Raw genomic sequence first — 15,649 nt, forward strand, 5'->3', positions numbered from 1 at the left:
TATGCTCTATCTTGCATACTTGGTATAGTACCTCCTTTATGATCAATACCCATTCTGCTTTTTAGTGTATAAATAGTGTTGTTTACAATTGCTGAAAACATTTTATAATCGAAAAAGGTAGAAATCTTTCCTTATAGAGAATCTTATATGCTTACTCCAATAAATGAAATTCTAACCATTGAACAATTAACCGGTCATTCTTGGGCTTGGGGGCCAGCCAACCATCCTGTGCAATCTACCACATTTGGATTTGCCCCAGATGGCCTTATTACAGGGTGGGAAAATCATCCCCAAGAAATAAGCTGGAAACTTGATAATGATGGCTTAAAAATATTTTCTGCGGAAGGCAAGTGTTCTTGGATATTTAATATAGCCGATAAATTAGGAGACGAAATTCGCCTATTTGGCAGCTGCCAGCAATCAGGCTTTCAATATCTGGTTTATCAGCTCATTGCGCCGTTGGCCCTTCCCAAAGCTAAGGAAGAAGGCATCCGCTTGGTTATCTGGGATCTAGATGACACCTTCTGGACCGGTACTTTGTCTGAAGGTGAAATTACCCAAATTCCAGAAAACATTAATATTGTAAAAGAATTAAACCGCAGGGGGATTGTAAACGCCATCTGCTCTCGGAATGATTTTTCGGATGTAGAAAGCAAGTTAAAAGAACTTGGTGTTTGGGACGAATTTGTCTTCCCGCGCATTGAATGGGGGCCTAAAGGCCCGCTGATTAAGGACATTGTTGAGCAAATTCAGCTACGTCCCGCCAGCGTTTTATTTATTGATGATAATGTCACAAACCTTAATGAAGCCCTGCACTTTGTTCCGAGCATTAACGTAGCTGAACCAACCATCATCCCTACCTTATTGGCAGACCCCAAGTTTAAAGGTAAGCCCGACCCAACTTGCAAACGCCTTCAACAGTATCGTGTGCTGGAAGCAAAGCAGAAAGATAAGTCTGCTATGGGTGGCGATAACATCAGCTTTTTGCGCGATAGTAATATCCGCATTAGTTTCCATACGGATATTGAACAGCAATTCCCGCGTATTCATGACCTTGTAAACCGCACAAATCAGCTGAATTTTACAAAAAAGCGCTGGCCGGAAGATATTGAAGAAGCGCGAAAAGTTTTTGAAGCTGAATTACAGGAAGAGTTCAATAGCAATGTAGGTTACGTAAAAGTATCTGATGCTTATGGTAACTATGGAATTTGCGGTTTCTATTTCATTCAGCGTGATACTTGTAAGCACTTCCTGTTCTCATGCCGCACCATGAATATGGGCGTGGAGCAAGCCGTATGGCAAAAACTTGGACGCAAACATATTGATATCCAAGGTAAAGTAGCTAGCCGCCTAGATATGCCTCTGGTTGATTGGGTAAGCTTTGTACCTGATATTGACAATGCAGATAACAGTATAGCTGGCGCAGCATCGCGGCCTACAGTTTGTTTGCGTGGCGCTTGTGATATGATGATGACAGCGCACTTCCTGCGGACAGATGTAGAAACCAAAGAAGAATTCAATTACCCGTATGAAGGCTGGGAAATTGCGACGACCCTACGTTCTGCGCTTGTCAATGAAGCACTGGAACGTCCGATCAACCGCCAAATTATTGCGGCACTTCCTGGTATTCCTGAAAATAGGTTTGCCACTGCCGCTTGGGATGAAACGGCGGATGTTTATGTATTTACATTTGGCCAAGAAACTTTTCATGGGCTCTACCGTTCTAAAACCACAGGCATGACTATCCCTATGGGAACTTACGCGCTCCCATATTACTTGCCCGGCGGCCCGTTTGAGAAGTTCGATTACACCACCGTTCCTTATGAGGAAATTCAGGACAAACTTCCCAACACGACCAGGGATCAGTGGAACTTTTTTAGATCAGAATTTTCATTTGTTGGTGGCTTTAACAAAGATATCTTTGTTAAAGACTTGAGAACTCTATTCAGCCGCCTAAAACGTGCTGGAAAGACCATTATCATTGTTGGCCTAAACAGCCGAGTGGGACGAGACTTGGGTATTCTTTCTGCTTTTGGTCAAATTAACGAACTGACACTACCTGTGGCCCGCGAATTTGGGGTTGATTTCCTGGATGCGCATCAATTTGTGAAATCTGAAAATGATCTGGCAAAAGACGGAAGTTTTGGCGGTTCTCATTATGAGCGCCGGGTATATAAACAAATATCTGATGCCATTTTGAGTATTGTGCACGACAAAATCAAAAATATGAAAACCATTCCCTCTTACTAAGTGAACACAACACTCCTTGCCTGATGATTATTACTTCAGGCAAGGAGTGCTTTGTATTTATAAATACTATTTAAAATATATTCCTTCGGCTTAGGACTAATAGCCTGAACATGACGCTGAAGCATTTGCCGTAGCGTCTTACGATGCGTCTCCAGCCCTACAATCTGCCGAACATAGTCTCAATACAATTTCGACGTTTGTATTTTTGCTTGTCGTATCTGCGGTTCAGCTATCCATGCTGAAAGCACCGTCCATCATCCGCACAAAAATCCTCATGGCTCCGCAATGCTGCCAGCAGTTGCAGAGTGTTTTGTGTGACCCATATTCTCGTAATGCATCCCGCCAGCGCAGACCATTCCGATTGGCAAAATGATACCACTCAGCACGCGCGACCTGCCGTAGCTCTTTGACACAAAGGAGCGCAGAGATCCGCCTATTTGTCCGTCCGCCCGTAAAGGTCGCTCATCTTCAGCCTCCCTATAAAGCCTGAAACAGCTTTGCCTACTCAAAATATCAATGGGTCTTGAGCCGACGTAATACATGGTTGTCCAACAGGATATTCAAAACTTACGATGATATTGTTGATATCTGCTGTTATGCTAGAACCAACTCATCAAGCGGCCAAGGCGTATTCTATCACTCGGCTTACATAACTAGGCCCATGGGACATAGTTAAAGACAGAATTATTATAATCTGCCTTACCCTAATTTTAATCCGGTAAAAATCTATCCGGTAAAAATGAATCTACCTTGAATATTGTTCCGGATAAGATATGATTAAATTCTTACGTTAACCAAACATAGCGCCAAAACAATATATCTGGAGACTGTCATCAACATGCCGGGGCAATATGTCACTATGACAGCAAAAAAACACATAAACCCATTGGCCAAAATGGTCACTCTTATTGGGGGCGGTATCCTCTTCCACGTTGGTGCTACATCCAGTTACGCGGCAGATACCCTTCCCTCTATCGACACCGGTGATACAGCATGGATGTTGGTCAGCACCGCCCTTGTGCTGATGATGACAATCCCTGGTCTGGCCCTGTTTTATGCGGGCATGGTGCGTAAGAAAAACGTGCTGGCAACGCTTATGCAATCCTTTGCTCTGTGCTGCATTATCTCCATTGTGTGGATGGTAGCTGGATACTCCCTTACCTTCACCACAGGCACCCCGTGGATTGGCGGCTTTGGCCGCATGTTTCTGAATGGCATTGGCGCCAACATTCACAACGGCGCGGATATTGGTTTCACGCTTGGCGCAGATTCTCCCAACGCCACAACCATGACCATTCCTGAGAGCATCTTCATGATGTTCCAGATGACATTCGCCATCATCACCCCGGCTCTGATCTCTGGTGCATATGCTGAACGCATGAAGTTCAGCGCCATGTGCGTGTTCTCCATCATCTGGTCTCTGATTGTATATGCTCCTATCGCGCATTGGGTCTGGAGCCCTATTGGTTGGCTGGGTGGCCTTGGCACGGCAGATTTCGCTGGTGGTACAGTCGTGCATATCAATGCGGGTGTTGCCGGTTTGGTGTGTGCTCTGGTGCTTGGCCGTCGTAAAGGTTACGGGCAGGATGATCTCTCCCCCTTCAACCTGACATATGCCGTTATTGGCGCTTCCCTACTGTGGGTTGGTTGGTTTGGCTTCAACGCTGGTTCTGCTGTGGGCGCTAATGGGCGCGCAGGTATGGCCATGGCTGCCACCCAGATTGCTGCTGCTGGTGCTGGTGTCTCCTGGATGTTGGTTGAATGGCTGCGCTCCGGCAAACCCACTGTACTGGGTGTCATTTCTGGCGCTGTAGGTGGTCTGGTGGCTATTACGCCGGCTGCTGGCTTTGTTCTGCCGGGTAGCGCCCTGATTATCGGTCTGATTACTGGCGTTGTCTGCTACTGGGGCGCCACATCCCTGAAGCACATGATGGGATATGACGATAGCTTGGATGCTTTTGGCGTGCATGGTGTAGGCGGTATTGTTGGCGCCCTGCTAACTGGCCTGTTTGCTTATGGCCCGCTTTCTGCAACGGATTCAAATCCCTCCGGCATTACGGGCTCTGTGCATCAGCTTATTGTTCAGTCAGAAGCTGTGCTCGTCACCATTGTATGGTGTGCGGTTGTGTCCTTCATCATCCTAAAAGTGGTTGATCTGGTTATCGGCCTACGCGTTACACCGGATGAAGAACTGGAAGGTCTGGATATGTCCCTGCATGGGGAACGCATTAACGACTGATCCTTCTGCAAGCACACTTTAATTCCAGCTTTTATACAAAGCCCTCTCCCAGCTATTCGGGAGGGGGTTTTTGTTTTTCTCATAAAAATATCATCACCCATTCATTTCAACGCCACAGTTTGCGATAATATTTTTTGGGAATAAAAAACGGCATCGGGTCGTTTTTTGATTCGTCCCTTTGCATGAGGTTTTATTTTATGAACTTTTCTGCACGTACTGGCTTGGCTGCGTTACTACTTGGTTGCGCAACTGCTCTTTCCGCTCCTAGCGCCCATGCACTGACGGCTAAGGAATGCCACGCAAAATTCAAAGAAGCCAAAGCGGAAAACACGCTTAACGGCCAGACATTTAAAGCATTTAAGGCTGCCAACTGTGATGCCACCACGGCAGAGGCTGCTCCAGCCGCAGCCAACAAACCGGCAGAAACCACACCAGAAGCTACCAAACCGGCTGCGCCTACTGCTGTAAGTGCTTCTGGTGCAACCTTCCCTTCTGCGGTCGATCCTCAGTATTCCAAGCTCAGCGCAGGTAAGGCCCGCATGAAAACCTGCCTGGATCAGTACCACACCAACAAATCCAGCAATGCCAATGGCAACATGAAATGGATTCAAAAAGGTGGCGGCTATTACAGCGAATGCAACAAGCGCCTGAAAGGCGAATAATCTAAAAGTTTGAGGCAGGAGAAATCATCTTCTGCCTCTCTTTTTTATATTAACGGCGTACCTGCTGTGCTGGCATCACATACAGAGTATGTGTGCGATAAGATATCCAGACACGATGCGCGGCAAACCAATCTGATCCTAAAAGCATATCTACAGTATCATGCACGGGGGCAACTGTAAGAACCGGAGATTTTTCCTGTTCCTGCCCAATCTGAAACAAATGAAACTTATGCCAGTGATAAATCTGCTGGTGCCCATCTACTCCGGTTGTCATCCCACCCGGATCAGCCGCCAAGGCTTGGCGGGAAACACCAATACGCTCAGCCGCACCAATTGAGACAATGCGAGATCGCGCCCCACTATCCACCAGTGCCTTAAGCTTTGTGCCGTCTAGTGTAACTTCCGCCACCACCCGCTGGCCTGCTGCCTGTAACGGCACTGCCCGATAAATGTAACGCCATCCTTCTGGGCCATTGCAATCTGCGGAAGTGGCGGACCAGAAAGACAGCGTCCCGCCCGCCACATTAAATTCCACATCATAGCGAGAGAGCAGATCCCCCCCCATAAGGCCCTCTACTTCAGGCTCAGTTTGTGGAACTGCGGGTAATGTATCTACCGGAATGGAAACAGGCCCAAACTCGACATTCTGCGCACGAAAGGATTTTACAATCGCATTGGGTACAATCCGCCCTATTCCCCCAGTGCCCCGCACAACCGTGTGCACGCTTTTATCCCGCTGGGCGGCGAAAAGTGAGGCAGCCTCTGGTGAAATAAGGCTTCCCTCCGAACCTGTATCTACAATCATGCTGACAGCATGCCCATTAACGCTTACAGGAATGTTCAGAAAACCCTGATCATTCCGTAACGCCACACGCGCTACCAGTTTATGGCACCCATCTGCCGCATAAGCTGAAGAAATACCACCAAACGGCACACTGGCCCCGCCACCTATTATTAAGGCGCAAGCAACTATTTGGCGTTTCATGCCAGCTCCCGCGCAAAACGGTCTGTCGCATTCAGCAACGCCGTTAAAATACCGGGCTCGAACAACGCATGGCCTGCGGCGTCAATCAATTGAAAATCGGCTTCCGGCCATGCTTTATGCAAATCCCACGCTGTGCGTACTGGCGTTGCCATATCGTAGCGCCCTTGCACAATCACTGTAGGAATATGGCGAATACGCCCTACATTCTGAATAAGCTGGCCCTCTTCCAACCAGCCCCCATGCACAAAGTAATGGTTTTCAATACGAGAGAAAGCCAGCGCGTAATCAGCCTCATCATGCTGCGTTTCCATTTCCGGGCACGGCAACAAGGTTAATGTGCGCCCTTCCCACAAGCTCCAAGCCCGAGCAGCTTCCAAACGAACGGCAGGATTATCTGATGTCAGACGCTTGCGGTATGCAGCCATCATGTCCCCCCGCTCTGCAGGCGGAATAGGTGCTAGAAAATCTTCCCACTTATCGGGGAAAAGCCAAGAGGCGCCTTCCTGATAATACCACAGCAATTCGGCCCGCCGCAGGGTAAAGATACCGCGCAGCATCAGCGCAGTTACGCGGTTCGGATGTGTTTCGGCATAAGCCAGTGCAAGCGTAGAACCCCATGAGCCACCAAATACAGCCCATTTTTCTATCCCGCACATTTCTCTCAGACGCTCAATATCCGCAACCAGATGCCACGTTGTGTTTGCTTCCAACGAAGCATGAGGAAGCGAACGGCCACATCCACGCTGATCAAACAGCACAATACGGTAGCGCGCCGGGTCAAACAGCCGCCGTTGAGAAGGCGAGCACCCCCCACCTGGGCCACCATGCAAAAATACAACCGGCACACCATCGGGGTTGCCACACTGCTCCCAATAAATCTGATGCCCTTCCCCCGTATCCAGATAACCATGAGCATAGGGTTCGATTTCGGGCCACGGTGCACGCAACGCCTGTATCATGCCGGTGTGTTCCTTATTTTGCATTCTGGGCTCATTGTGCACGCGGATGCGCCCGCGTCCAGACATCCAGCAAGCGGGCCTCATCTGCCAGTGTGTAACGCTGTGTGGTGGAAAGGCTGGCATGCCCGAGCAATTCCTGAATAACACGCAAATCTGCCCCACCTTCCATCAGATGGGTTGCAAAAGAATGGCGCAAAGCATGCGGCGTTACGTAATCTGGCAAGCCAGAAAGATGCCGCCATTCTCGCATGGCTTTTTGGGCTATGGCGGGCTGGAGCCGCTTGCCTCTTATCCCCACAAAAAGCGGTGCATCTGGGGTTGGGGCTGGGTGCCGCCCGCGCCATGCTTCCAGCGCTTGCTGCACAACAGGCAGCACCGGCACAAGCCGCTCCTTGCCGCCTTTACCCAAAATACGCAGCACGTTACTGCTGCGCATTACGTCCAGATCTGCAATATTCAGGTTCAAGGCCTCGGAAATACGCAAACCGCATCCATATAAAAGTAGAAACAACGCCGCATCTCGCTGCTGTTCCATGGGCGTATGTGCCAGATCAGAAATATCTTCTGGAGCCGCCAAGGCCTGATCTTTAGCCAAAGGCCGCGGCAGAGGCTTTTTGGTGCGCGGTGTGCTGAGCAACTGGATAGCCGGGTTTTCCACCCCTTGCCTGCGGGCCAGATACTTAAAGAAAGACCGCACGGCAGAAACACGGCGTGCACGTGTGCGGGTAGCCTGATCTGATGATGTTTTGCGGGCTGTTGGTTTACTGGCCTCGGCTTGCTCATAAGCCAGCCATGCACGAAAATCCCGCAAGCTGATTAAGCCCAAGCCGACCATATCTGGCAAACCATCCAGATGGGTGGTCATAAACCCTAAAAAACGAGCCAGATCGCCTTGGTAAGCTTCAATTGTCAGGGGAGATGCCTGCTTTTCTACAGCCATCCACTCCAGAAATTTCTGAACAGCTTCTTCAGCAGTCATGATCTTCCTCTATCGGGCAGAAAGCTTTGTACGCTTTTTCTCCCCTGTTCTTTCCCTGTAGGCAGCATTACAACCAAATCCTGATGGCGCAGAAACCTTTTCCCCATATACTTTTGCACGATTCTGGCAACTTAACGGCCAGCACTTCTGGCACCACACGCATTTCCGTGCTGCTCCCCATGCCTTTTGCTGGGCCTTTTGATTACCGCGCACCAGTAGATATGGATCTGCAACCCGGTGATATCGTTGTCGCCCCCCTGGGTAAGCGGCAGGAAACCGGCGTGGTGTGGGATACAACATCTTCGCTCCCTGCCGATCTGGCCCCACCGGCCACAGAAAAAAAGGTAGATGCGGCCCGCCTGCGTCCGGTTGTCTGTCGGCTGGATCTGCCTCCACTATCCGCTGAATTGCGCCAATTCATAGATTGGGTTGCTGCTTACACCCTCACCCCTCCGGGTATGGTGCTGGCCATGACCTTACGGCTGCATATGCGGGCAGCCCCTACCCCTACTATGGGATGGGCTTTGGCAGAAAATCCTGATTTGGAGGCTTTACGCCTTACGCCTGCACGCCAAAAAGTGTTGGACCTTCTTGCTGATGGGAACCATCGCACCACCACAGATATTACCAATGCCACAGGTGTAAGTGCTGGCGTAGTGAAGGGACTTGCCAATACAGGCGTGCTGCGCCCTGTTTCCTTGGGGCCAGAACGCCCGTTTGGCCACCCCGATGCGCATTATAACCCGCCTATCCTAGAAGGGGAGCAACAGAGCGCAGCTATGGCTCTGCGCCAAACTGTTACGGAAAACCGTTTTTCCGTAACCCTGCTGGAAGGGGTGACTGGCTCTGGTAAAACAGAAATCTATCTGGAAGCCATTGCAGCCTGTCTGGAACAGGGCAAACAAGCCCTTATTCTTCTGCCCGAAATTGCGCTTTCCGCCCAATGGATGGAACGTTTTTCCCGCCGCTTTGGTGTGCAACCTGCTGTGTGGCACTCCGAAATTGGGCAACGCGCACGTAGGCTCACCTGGCTTGGCGCAGCAGATGGCTCTGCCTCTGTGATAGTCGGCGCCCGTTCTGCTTTATTTCTGCCCTTCCATAACCTCGGCCTGATTATTGTAGATGAAGAGCACGAAGCCCTGTTCAAGCAGGAAGAAGGCGTTATCTACAATGCCCGCGATATGGCCGTAGTGCGAGGGAGACTGGCACGTTTTCCGGTTGTTGTGGTTTCCGCCACGCCTAGCTTGGAAACACTGGCAAATGTAGAAGCTGGCCGGTATCGGCATCTGGTTCTACCCACCCGGCACGGAGGAGCAGAACTGCCAGAAACCCGCGTGCTGGATTTGCGCGACCATCCCCCACCCAGAGGGCTTTTTCTCTCACCCGAGCTGGTGGAAGATATTGGCGCCACGCTGGAACGGCAGGAGCAGGTTATGCTGTTTCTCAACCGGCGCGGCTATGCCCCCCTTACCCTTTGCCGATCCTGCGGGCACCGTATGGAGTGCCCGCATTGCACGGCATGGCTGGTGGAACACCGCAACCGCAAGGTGCTCTCCTGCCATTATTGCGATCATACAGAACCCATGCCCCCCGCATGCCCGCAATGTGGATCAGACCACAGCCTGACCGCCATAGGCCCCGGTATTGAGCGGATTACGGAAGAAGCCCGACAGTTGTTCCCCGATGCGCGCTTGCTGGTGATGTCTAGCGATACGCTTGGAGGCCCAGCCGCCACAGCGGAAGCCGTGGCCAAAATCTCGCGCCGGGAAGTGGATCTGATTATCGGAACGCAGATTGTTGCCAAAGGATGGCACTTTCCGCACCTCACCCTTGTTGGGGTGGTGGATGCAGACCTTGGGCTTGGTGGGGCAGACCTACGGGCTGGGGAACGCACCATTCAGCTTTTGCATCAGGTGGCGGGGCGTGCAGGCCGTGCATCCTCACCCGGTCGGGTTATTCTGCAAAGCTATACCCCGGAACACCCGGTTATGCAGGCGCTGCTTTCGGGTGATTTTGATGCCTTTATGCAGCAAGAAGCCGCACAGCGTAAGCCGGGTTTTTGGCCCCCTTACGGGCGGTTGGCTGCCTTAATTGTAAGTGCGGATACACCTGTTGCCGCAGATGAAGCCGCAGCCCAACTGGGCCGCACCGCCCCTTATGGAGAGGGCATACAGGTGCTTGGCCCTGCCCCAGCCCCGCTGGCTGTATTACGCGGGCGGCACCGTAGGCGGCTGCTATTGCGCACGCACCGCAATATTGCGGTACAGCCTATCCTGCGCCGCTGGCTAGGTATGGTAAATCTGGCCAGAAACGCCAAAGTGGACGTGGATATAGACCCCGTTTCTTTTCTCTAACGTTTCTGAGCGCTTCGCCTAAAAAAGCTTACTTTTTTGCTGTTGCGGTATCGTTTGCAGGCTTAGCGGTGCTTGTCAGCACTGTGGAAATTGTGCTGCGCAGCACCATAACACGCACGTTTGGCGCGATTTCCACTTCCACTTCTTCCGAATCATCCTTGGAACGCTGCACAATGCCCACAACGCCACCTGCCGTTACAATCCGGTCTCCACGGCGGAGGGCCCTCAGTTCTGCTTTAAGCTGCTTTTGCTGCTTTTGCTGAGGGCGGATGAGCAAAAAATACATAATCACAAAAACGGCCACAAACGGCAGGAAGGACATCAGGCTAGAGCCCCCACCGACACCTCCGGCACTCTGGGCATAGGCGGCGGGAATAAGGAAATTGGACATCAAGCAGACTTTCCTGAAAGGCGTGTTGCGAAAACAGAGAAAGTGACCATAATTTTCAATCCTCGTGCGTCAAGCACCTGCGCGGATGAAAACGCCTTCCGCCCATATTTTATAACCAATATCGGCGACAAACAGGATAGATACCCAGATGGACACACCAACACTCCCTGTTCTGGAACGCATTGCCTCTGCTCTGGAGCGGCTTTCTCCTCCCCCCGCTACGCTGGAAGGCGTGGATAAAGCCGATGCCTTTGTCTGGCTGCCAGAACGTGGGCGCCTTCTGCCTGTTCCGCATGTTGCACACGTACCGGTTGATCTGCTGCGCGGGGTGGATCTGCAACGCAAGATCCTGATTGAAAATACAGAGCACTTTGCCCGTGGCCTGCCTGCCAACAACGCCATGCTCTGGGGTGCGCGCGGCATGGGCAAATCCTCACTGGTGAAAGGCGCGCATGCCTTGGCCAATCAGGTTGATGACAAACCGTGTGCCCCCGGTAAAGGCGCTATTGCTCTGATTGAAATCCAGCGTGAAGATCTGGCAACCCTGCCACTGCTGCTCAGCCTGCTGCGGGAAAACCCGCGCCGCTTTATTCTGTTCTGCGATGATCTGTCCTTTGAAAAGGAAGACCGGGATTACAAGGCTCTTAAATCTGTTCTGGATGGTGGTATTGCCGGGCGGCCAGAAAATGTTCTGTTCTATGCAACCTCCAACCGCCGCCATCTGATGCCACGCGATATGATTGAAAATGAACGCGCAACCGCTATTAATCCCTCCGAAGCAACAGAAGAAAAAGTCTCGCTTTCAGACCGGTTTGGCCTGTGGCTTGGTTTTTATGCTTGTGAACAGGATACGTTTGCAGACATGGTGCGGAGCTATGCGCGTGAACGTAATCTGACCATTGATGATGAGAACCTGATGGCCCGTGCCAATGAGTGGGCGATTACACGCGGAAGCCGCTCTGGACGGGTAGCTTTCCAGTTTATTGAGGACCTGACGGCAGAGCTTGCAGAACATTAATTTCTGTCAGCTATGCGCTCCTGTCTTGCTTCTTGCGTCACGATGAGTTGAGATAGCATTCGCAACAGCGGCATCAAAACGGCGCCGCACAGGTATTCTTTGTGATTTGAGGCGAAATGGATCAGACCGCTCAGACCGATTCCTCCACCCCTGCACTGGCTGTTGAAGCCAGAAAGGGTAAAATAGATCTGCGGCGCGTCAGATCCAATCCGGACTACTGGTACCCTGTTGCATGGTCGCGGGAGTTAAAACCCGGCAAAACCATTGGCACGCGTTATGCTGGCATGCCTATTGCCTTGGTGCGCCCGGATGAAGGCCCTGTATTTGCGCTGGAAGACCGCTGCGCCCACCGGCAGGTGCCGCTTAGCAAAGGCACGGTGGAAGGTGCCTCTGTGAAATGCTGCTATCATGGCTGGGCCTATGGCCGCTCTGGCCGGTGCATTGATGTGCCTTATCTGGGCAAAGGCAAGCTTCCTAACGGGGTGCGTACATTCCCCTGCCGGGAACAGGACGGCATGATCTTTGTTTTCCCCGGTGATCCGGAAAAAGCAGACACCGTGCCCCTGTCTACACATTTGGCACGCGCCAGCAACCCAGCTTACAAAACCCGCTACTTTGGCACCACCATTGGTTGCCACTACAGCTTCATGCATGAAAATCTGATGGATATGAATCATCAGTTCATGCACTCCAAACAAATGGGGCAGATGAAACCCCGTTTTCTGGGCCAAAAGCGTGAGCCAAAGCTAGTGGAAGCCCGTTACAGCTTTGCCCGCACCGGCGGTAAACAGCCTTTTGGTGAAGCGCTGATTTTTGGTGAACGCCGCGATTCTTCGGAAAAATTCCAGCATCGCGATGTCATGACCATTCGTACGGAATATCCGTATCAAACCTTGCGTATCCAAACCGGAGATGAAGACCCGGTAATGGATTTGTGGATTGTTTATGTACCGCAAAGCGCAGATGAGCTGACCAACCGCACCTTTGGCCTGCTGTCCGTTAAACGGCCCAAAATAGGTGGGTTGCTGGATATTGCATGGCCTTTCCTTGTTGCCTTTACCAACCGCATTTTTGCCGAAGACCGTGAGATTGTGGAACTGGAGCAAAATGCATGGCGCGAACTGGGCGGTGACCACAACGTAGAGGTTTTTCCCGTTATTAACGCCCTGCGTGAACTTCTGACCGAATGCGGTATTCCCCCAGAACCAGCGCAAACACCTCAACCCAATGCCTGATACTGCCCCGACCGAACTGGAAGCCCCACCCTATCACCTGCGCCCACTTTGCGCGCAGGATGCTCCTGCCCTCCATCATCTGGTGAATGATTGGGAAGTGGTGCGGATGCTCAGCCGCCTGCCTTTTCCCTACCCGCGTGAACTGGCCGATAGCTGGATAGCTTCCACACAGCAGATGCAGCAAAAGGGTGAAGGGTATCATTTTGCCATTCTGGATAAGGATGGCACTTTTATCGGCTGTATTGGCTTGGGTATTCAAACCCCAGCCAATTCAGCACGCATTGGGGTGCTGGGCTATTGGATTGGCCGCCCCTATTGGGGGCAAGGCATTGCAACATGTGCAGCGGCACGCATCACCAGTTGGGCGCTGGCGCATCTGGAAATTTCCTGTATCCGCGCAAATGTAGCGGTTGATAATATTGCCTCTGCCCGCGTGCTGGAGCACATCGGTTTTCAGCAAATCGGAACAGACAAACAAGTTTTTGCCTCCCGCGGCAGCGAACAACCTATGCTGGTTTTTGAAACCACGCGCCATATGCAGGATGCACGCCGCAGCTCTGCATCCGCCACCACATCATCAGCCCCCAAAAAGCTGGTTCTGGTTTCCGCCGCAGCACTTATTGATACACAAGGCCATATTTTGCTTGCCCGCCGCCCGGAAGGAAAAAGCATGGCGGGCCTGTGGGAATTTCCGGGTGGCAAAATAGAAGCAGGCGAAACACCAGAAGCCGCTTTGGTGCGCGAACTGCATGAAGAGCTGGGGCTTGATATGTCCCGCGCCTGTTTGGCGCCGTTTACCTTCGCATCCCATTCTTACCCGACATTTAATTTGCTCATGCCGCTTTATGTGTGTCGGCGCTGGCAAGGTACACCTATCCCTAAGGAAGGGCAGAAACTGGCATGGGTTGCGCCGCAAGACCTGCGCAAATACCCTATGCCCGAAGCAGATCTACCGTTTATTCCGCTGCTTCAGGCTTTGCTTTAAACATTCAGGAATAGATTGGGCCTTCTCTACAGGCCCTCTGTAATACCTACCTACTCCCGGCTATACAAATCCTGCACACGCACAATATCGTCCTCCCCCAGATAGGGGCCAGACTGCACTTCTATCAGCGTAAGGGGGATACGGCCGGGGTTTTCAAGGCGGTGCAGCATACCCAGCGGCAAGTAAACGCTTTCATTTTCCCGTACGAGAATTTCCTCATCTCCTCGGGTTACAAGAGCTGTGCCTTCCACCACCACCCAATGCTCCGAGCGATGGAAATGCTTTTGCAAGGAAAGTTTCTGCGCCGGGTTCACCACAATACGCTTAACCTGAAAACGATCCCCTTGGGTAAGACCCTCGTAAAACCCCCACGGCCTATATGTGCGCGCATGGTGCGTTGCCTCTGTGCGGCCTTCTGATTTCAGACGCTCAACAATGTTTTTAACATCCTGCGCCCGATCCTTCCGGGCAACCATAACGGCATCCTGCGTTACCACAATGGTCAGATTTTCAACTCCAAGCGCAACGGTTAGGGTGCCATCTGTACGGATGTAGGAATCATGCACATCCTCCAGCATCACATTGCCATAAACTGCGTTGGCGTTTTTGTCCTTCGTGCTGAGTTCCCACAGGGAATCCCAGCTTCCGATATCGGACCACCCAAAATCGGCGGGCACCACAGCCGCTTTATCCGTGCGTTCCGCAACTGCATAATCTACTGAAATATCAGGAGATTTTTTAAAACTTTCCACGTCCAGGCGTTCAAAATCCATATCTGTCTGGCGTTTTTCTACAGCTTGGCGCACGCATTCGTATAATTCGGGTTCGTATGTTTGAAGCTCATGCAAAAACGTGCACGCACGGGCAACAAACATGCCCGAATTCCACAAATACTTGCCACTCTCTAAAAAATGGTGCGCTGTTTGCGCATCCGGCTTTTCAACAAACCGAGCGACACGGCACACGCCAGAAAGGCCGGAAAGAGGCGTTCCTTCCTCTATATATCCATACCCTGTTTCCGGGCGGGAGGGCTTCATGCCAAACGTGACGACATATCCAGCTTGGGCTGCCTGAACAGCACTTTCCAGCGCCTTATACAAACACTGCGTATCCGTTATAGCGGCATCTGCCGCCATAACCCACAACACGGCATTCGGGTCTTTTTCCGCTGCCAAAAAAGCAGCCGCCGCAATGGCTGGGGCAGAATTACGGCCAACAGGTTCTAGCACAATACGGGCATCCTGCACGCCCACATCCCGCAGTTGTTCTGCTATAATAAAACGGTGCTCGGCATTGCAGATCACAACCGGCCCGCACAATTTGGCGGCTACGCCACGCAGAGCTGTTTCCTGTAACAAGGTTTTTTCTGTCAGCAATGGCCAAAACTGTTTGGGATAACTTCCACGAGAAACTGGCCACAGACGGCTGCCTGAACCACCAGAAAGAATAACAGGCACAACCTCCTGCCCATTGGCTACATGCACAGAAGTGGCTGTTTCTTTCTTAGCGGACATGCATAAATCCATCAGATTTTTGAAATATTCGTCCAAGTTAAATCACCGCAAGCCTGTTTTGTGAAGGCTGCATGCACA

At 51.5% G+C, this 15,649-nt stretch carries 12 protein-coding genes and 1 pseudogene; 8 read left to right on the forward strand and 5 right to left on the reverse strand.

Going from position 1 to position 15,649, the window contains the following annotated elements; translation table 11 throughout:
- Nucleotides 1-147 precede the first annotated feature (147 nt).
- The 4 genes and pseudogenes from FKW31_RS06900 (at nucleotide 148) to FKW31_RS06915 (ending at nucleotide 5,151) form a co-directional block, all read left to right on the forward strand.
- Nucleotides 148-2,250, forward strand: a complete 2,103-nt coding sequence (locus tag FKW31_RS06900) for an HAD-IIIC family phosphatase (RefSeq protein WP_238332766.1) — start codon at nucleotides 148-150, stop codon at nucleotides 2,248-2,250.
- 532 nt (nucleotides 2,251-2,782) lie between these two features.
- A pseudogene (locus FKW31_RS16665) lies at nucleotides 2,783-2,907 on the forward strand (IS630 family transposase); the annotation flags it as partial.
- Nucleotides 2,908-3,145: 238 nt separating this feature from the next.
- Nucleotides 3,146-4,489 carry an ammonium transporter gene (locus FKW31_RS06910; RefSeq protein ID WP_304512204.1) on the forward strand — a complete coding sequence of 448 codons (1,344 nt, stop codon included), beginning with the start codon at nucleotides 3,146-3,148 and terminating at the stop codon, nucleotides 4,487-4,489.
- Between the two features lie 134 nt (nucleotides 4,490-4,623).
- A complete protein-coding gene (locus FKW31_RS06915; RefSeq protein WP_006116427.1) occupies nucleotides 4,624-5,151 on the forward strand; it encodes a hypothetical protein in 528 nt (175 codons plus the stop codon).
- Between the two features lie 49 nt (nucleotides 5,152-5,200).
- Here the strand turns inward: FKW31_RS06915 and FKW31_RS06920 are convergent, their stop codons facing one another.
- From FKW31_RS06920 to FKW31_RS06930, 3 genes are read right to left on the reverse strand one after another with little or no spacing between them, the layout of a single operon-like run.
- The gene (locus FKW31_RS06920; RefSeq protein WP_150178159.1) at nucleotides 5,201-6,136 is read right to left on the reverse strand and encodes a pepsin/retropepsin-like aspartic protease family protein; all 936 of its coding nucleotides are present in this window, start codon (nucleotides 6,134-6,136) and stop codon (nucleotides 5,201-5,203) included.
- Entirely contained in the window at nucleotides 6,133-7,119 is a 987-nt protein-coding gene (gene pip, locus FKW31_RS06925) for a prolyl aminopeptidase (RefSeq protein ID WP_150178160.1), read from the reverse strand. The genes FKW31_RS06920 and pip overlap by 4 nt, the downstream gene beginning before the upstream one ends.
- Before the next feature lie 7 nt (nucleotides 7,120-7,126).
- Nucleotides 7,127-8,074 (reverse strand): tyrosine recombinase XerC, encoded by a 948-nt coding sequence (locus FKW31_RS06930; protein WP_006116425.1) that lies wholly within the window; start codon nucleotides 8,072-8,074, stop codon nucleotides 7,127-7,129.
- A gap of 83 nt (nucleotides 8,075-8,157) precedes the next feature.
- On the opposite strand from FKW31_RS06930, the gene FKW31_RS06935 reads away from it, so the two are divergent.
- Nucleotides 8,158-10,428, forward strand: coding sequence for a primosomal protein N' (locus FKW31_RS06935; RefSeq protein WP_150178161.1), 2,271 nt, complete (start codon nucleotides 8,158-8,160; stop codon nucleotides 10,426-10,428).
- Nucleotides 10,429-10,456: 28 nt separating this feature from the next.
- On the opposite strand, the gene yajC is transcribed toward FKW31_RS06935, so the two are convergent.
- The gene (gene yajC, locus FKW31_RS06940) at nucleotides 10,457-10,822 is read right to left on the reverse strand and encodes a preprotein translocase subunit YajC (RefSeq protein ID WP_193562054.1); all 366 of its coding nucleotides are present in this window, start codon (nucleotides 10,820-10,822) and stop codon (nucleotides 10,457-10,459) included.
- Between the two features lie 145 nt (nucleotides 10,823-10,967).
- On the opposite strand from yajC, the gene FKW31_RS06945 reads away from it, so the two are divergent.
- The 3 genes from FKW31_RS06945 to mutT all read left to right on the forward strand — a co-directional run bounded on the left by FKW31_RS06945 (nucleotide 10,968) and on the right by mutT (nucleotide 14,057).
- The gene (locus tag FKW31_RS06945; protein WP_150178163.1) at nucleotides 10,968-11,837 is read left to right on the forward strand and encodes an ATP-binding protein; all 870 of its coding nucleotides are present in this window, start codon (nucleotides 10,968-10,970) and stop codon (nucleotides 11,835-11,837) included.
- Between the two features lie 116 nt (nucleotides 11,838-11,953).
- Nucleotides 11,954-13,072, forward strand: a complete 1,119-nt coding sequence (locus FKW31_RS06950; protein ID WP_150178164.1) for an aromatic ring-hydroxylating dioxygenase subunit alpha — start codon at nucleotides 11,954-11,956, stop codon at nucleotides 13,070-13,072.
- On the forward strand, nucleotides 13,065-14,057 hold the full coding sequence (gene mutT / locus FKW31_RS16600; protein ID WP_150178165.1) for an 8-oxo-dGTP diphosphatase MutT: 993 nt from the start codon (nucleotides 13,065-13,067) through the stop codon (nucleotides 14,055-14,057). The genes FKW31_RS06950 and mutT overlap by 8 nt, the downstream gene beginning before the upstream one ends.
- A gap of 50 nt (nucleotides 14,058-14,107) precedes the next feature.
- Here mutT and FKW31_RS06960 read toward each other — a convergent pair whose 3' ends face one another.
- A complete protein-coding gene (locus FKW31_RS06960; RefSeq protein WP_150178166.1) occupies nucleotides 14,108-15,607 on the reverse strand; it encodes a mannose-1-phosphate guanylyltransferase/mannose-6-phosphate isomerase in 1,500 nt (499 codons plus the stop codon).
- Between the last annotated feature and the right edge of the window lie 42 nt (nucleotides 15,608-15,649).

This window comes from Acetobacter sp. DmW_136, from assembly GCF_008690365.1.
GTDB classification, from domain to species: Bacteria; Pseudomonadota; Alphaproteobacteria; order Acetobacterales; family Acetobacteraceae; genus Acetobacter; species Acetobacter oryzifermentans.

Excerpts from the sequence above, each read along its gene's own strand:
- FKW31_RS06930 (WP_006116425.1), bottom strand. The coding sequence starts at position 8,074 with ATGACTGCTGAAGAAGCTGTTCAGAAATTTCTGGAGTGGATGGCTGTA.
- mutT (WP_150178165.1), top strand. The coding sequence starts at position 13,065 with ATGCCTGATACTGCCCCGACCGAACTGGAAGCCCCACCCTATCACCTG.
- FKW31_RS06910 (WP_304512204.1), top strand. The coding sequence starts at position 3,146 with ATGGTCACTCTTATTGGGGGCGGTATCCTCTTCCACGTTGGTGCTACA.
- FKW31_RS06945 (WP_150178163.1), top strand. The coding sequence starts at position 10,968 with ATGGACACACCAACACTCCCTGTTCTGGAACGCATTGCCTCTGCTCTG.
- pip (WP_150178160.1), bottom strand. The coding sequence starts at position 7,119 with ATGCAAAATAAGGAACACACCGGCATGATACAGGCGTTGCGTGCACCG.
- FKW31_RS06950 (WP_150178164.1), top strand. The coding sequence starts at position 11,954 with ATGGATCAGACCGCTCAGACCGATTCCTCCACCCCTGCACTGGCTGTT.
- FKW31_RS06935 (WP_150178161.1), top strand. The coding sequence starts at position 8,158 with ATGGCGCAGAAACCTTTTCCCCATATACTTTTGCACGATTCTGGCAAC.
- FKW31_RS06900 (WP_238332766.1), top strand. The coding sequence starts at position 148 with ATGCTTACTCCAATAAATGAAATTCTAACCATTGAACAATTAACCGGT.
- FKW31_RS06920 (WP_150178159.1), bottom strand. The coding sequence starts at position 6,136 with ATGAAACGCCAAATAGTTGCTTGCGCCTTAATAATAGGTGGCGGGGCC.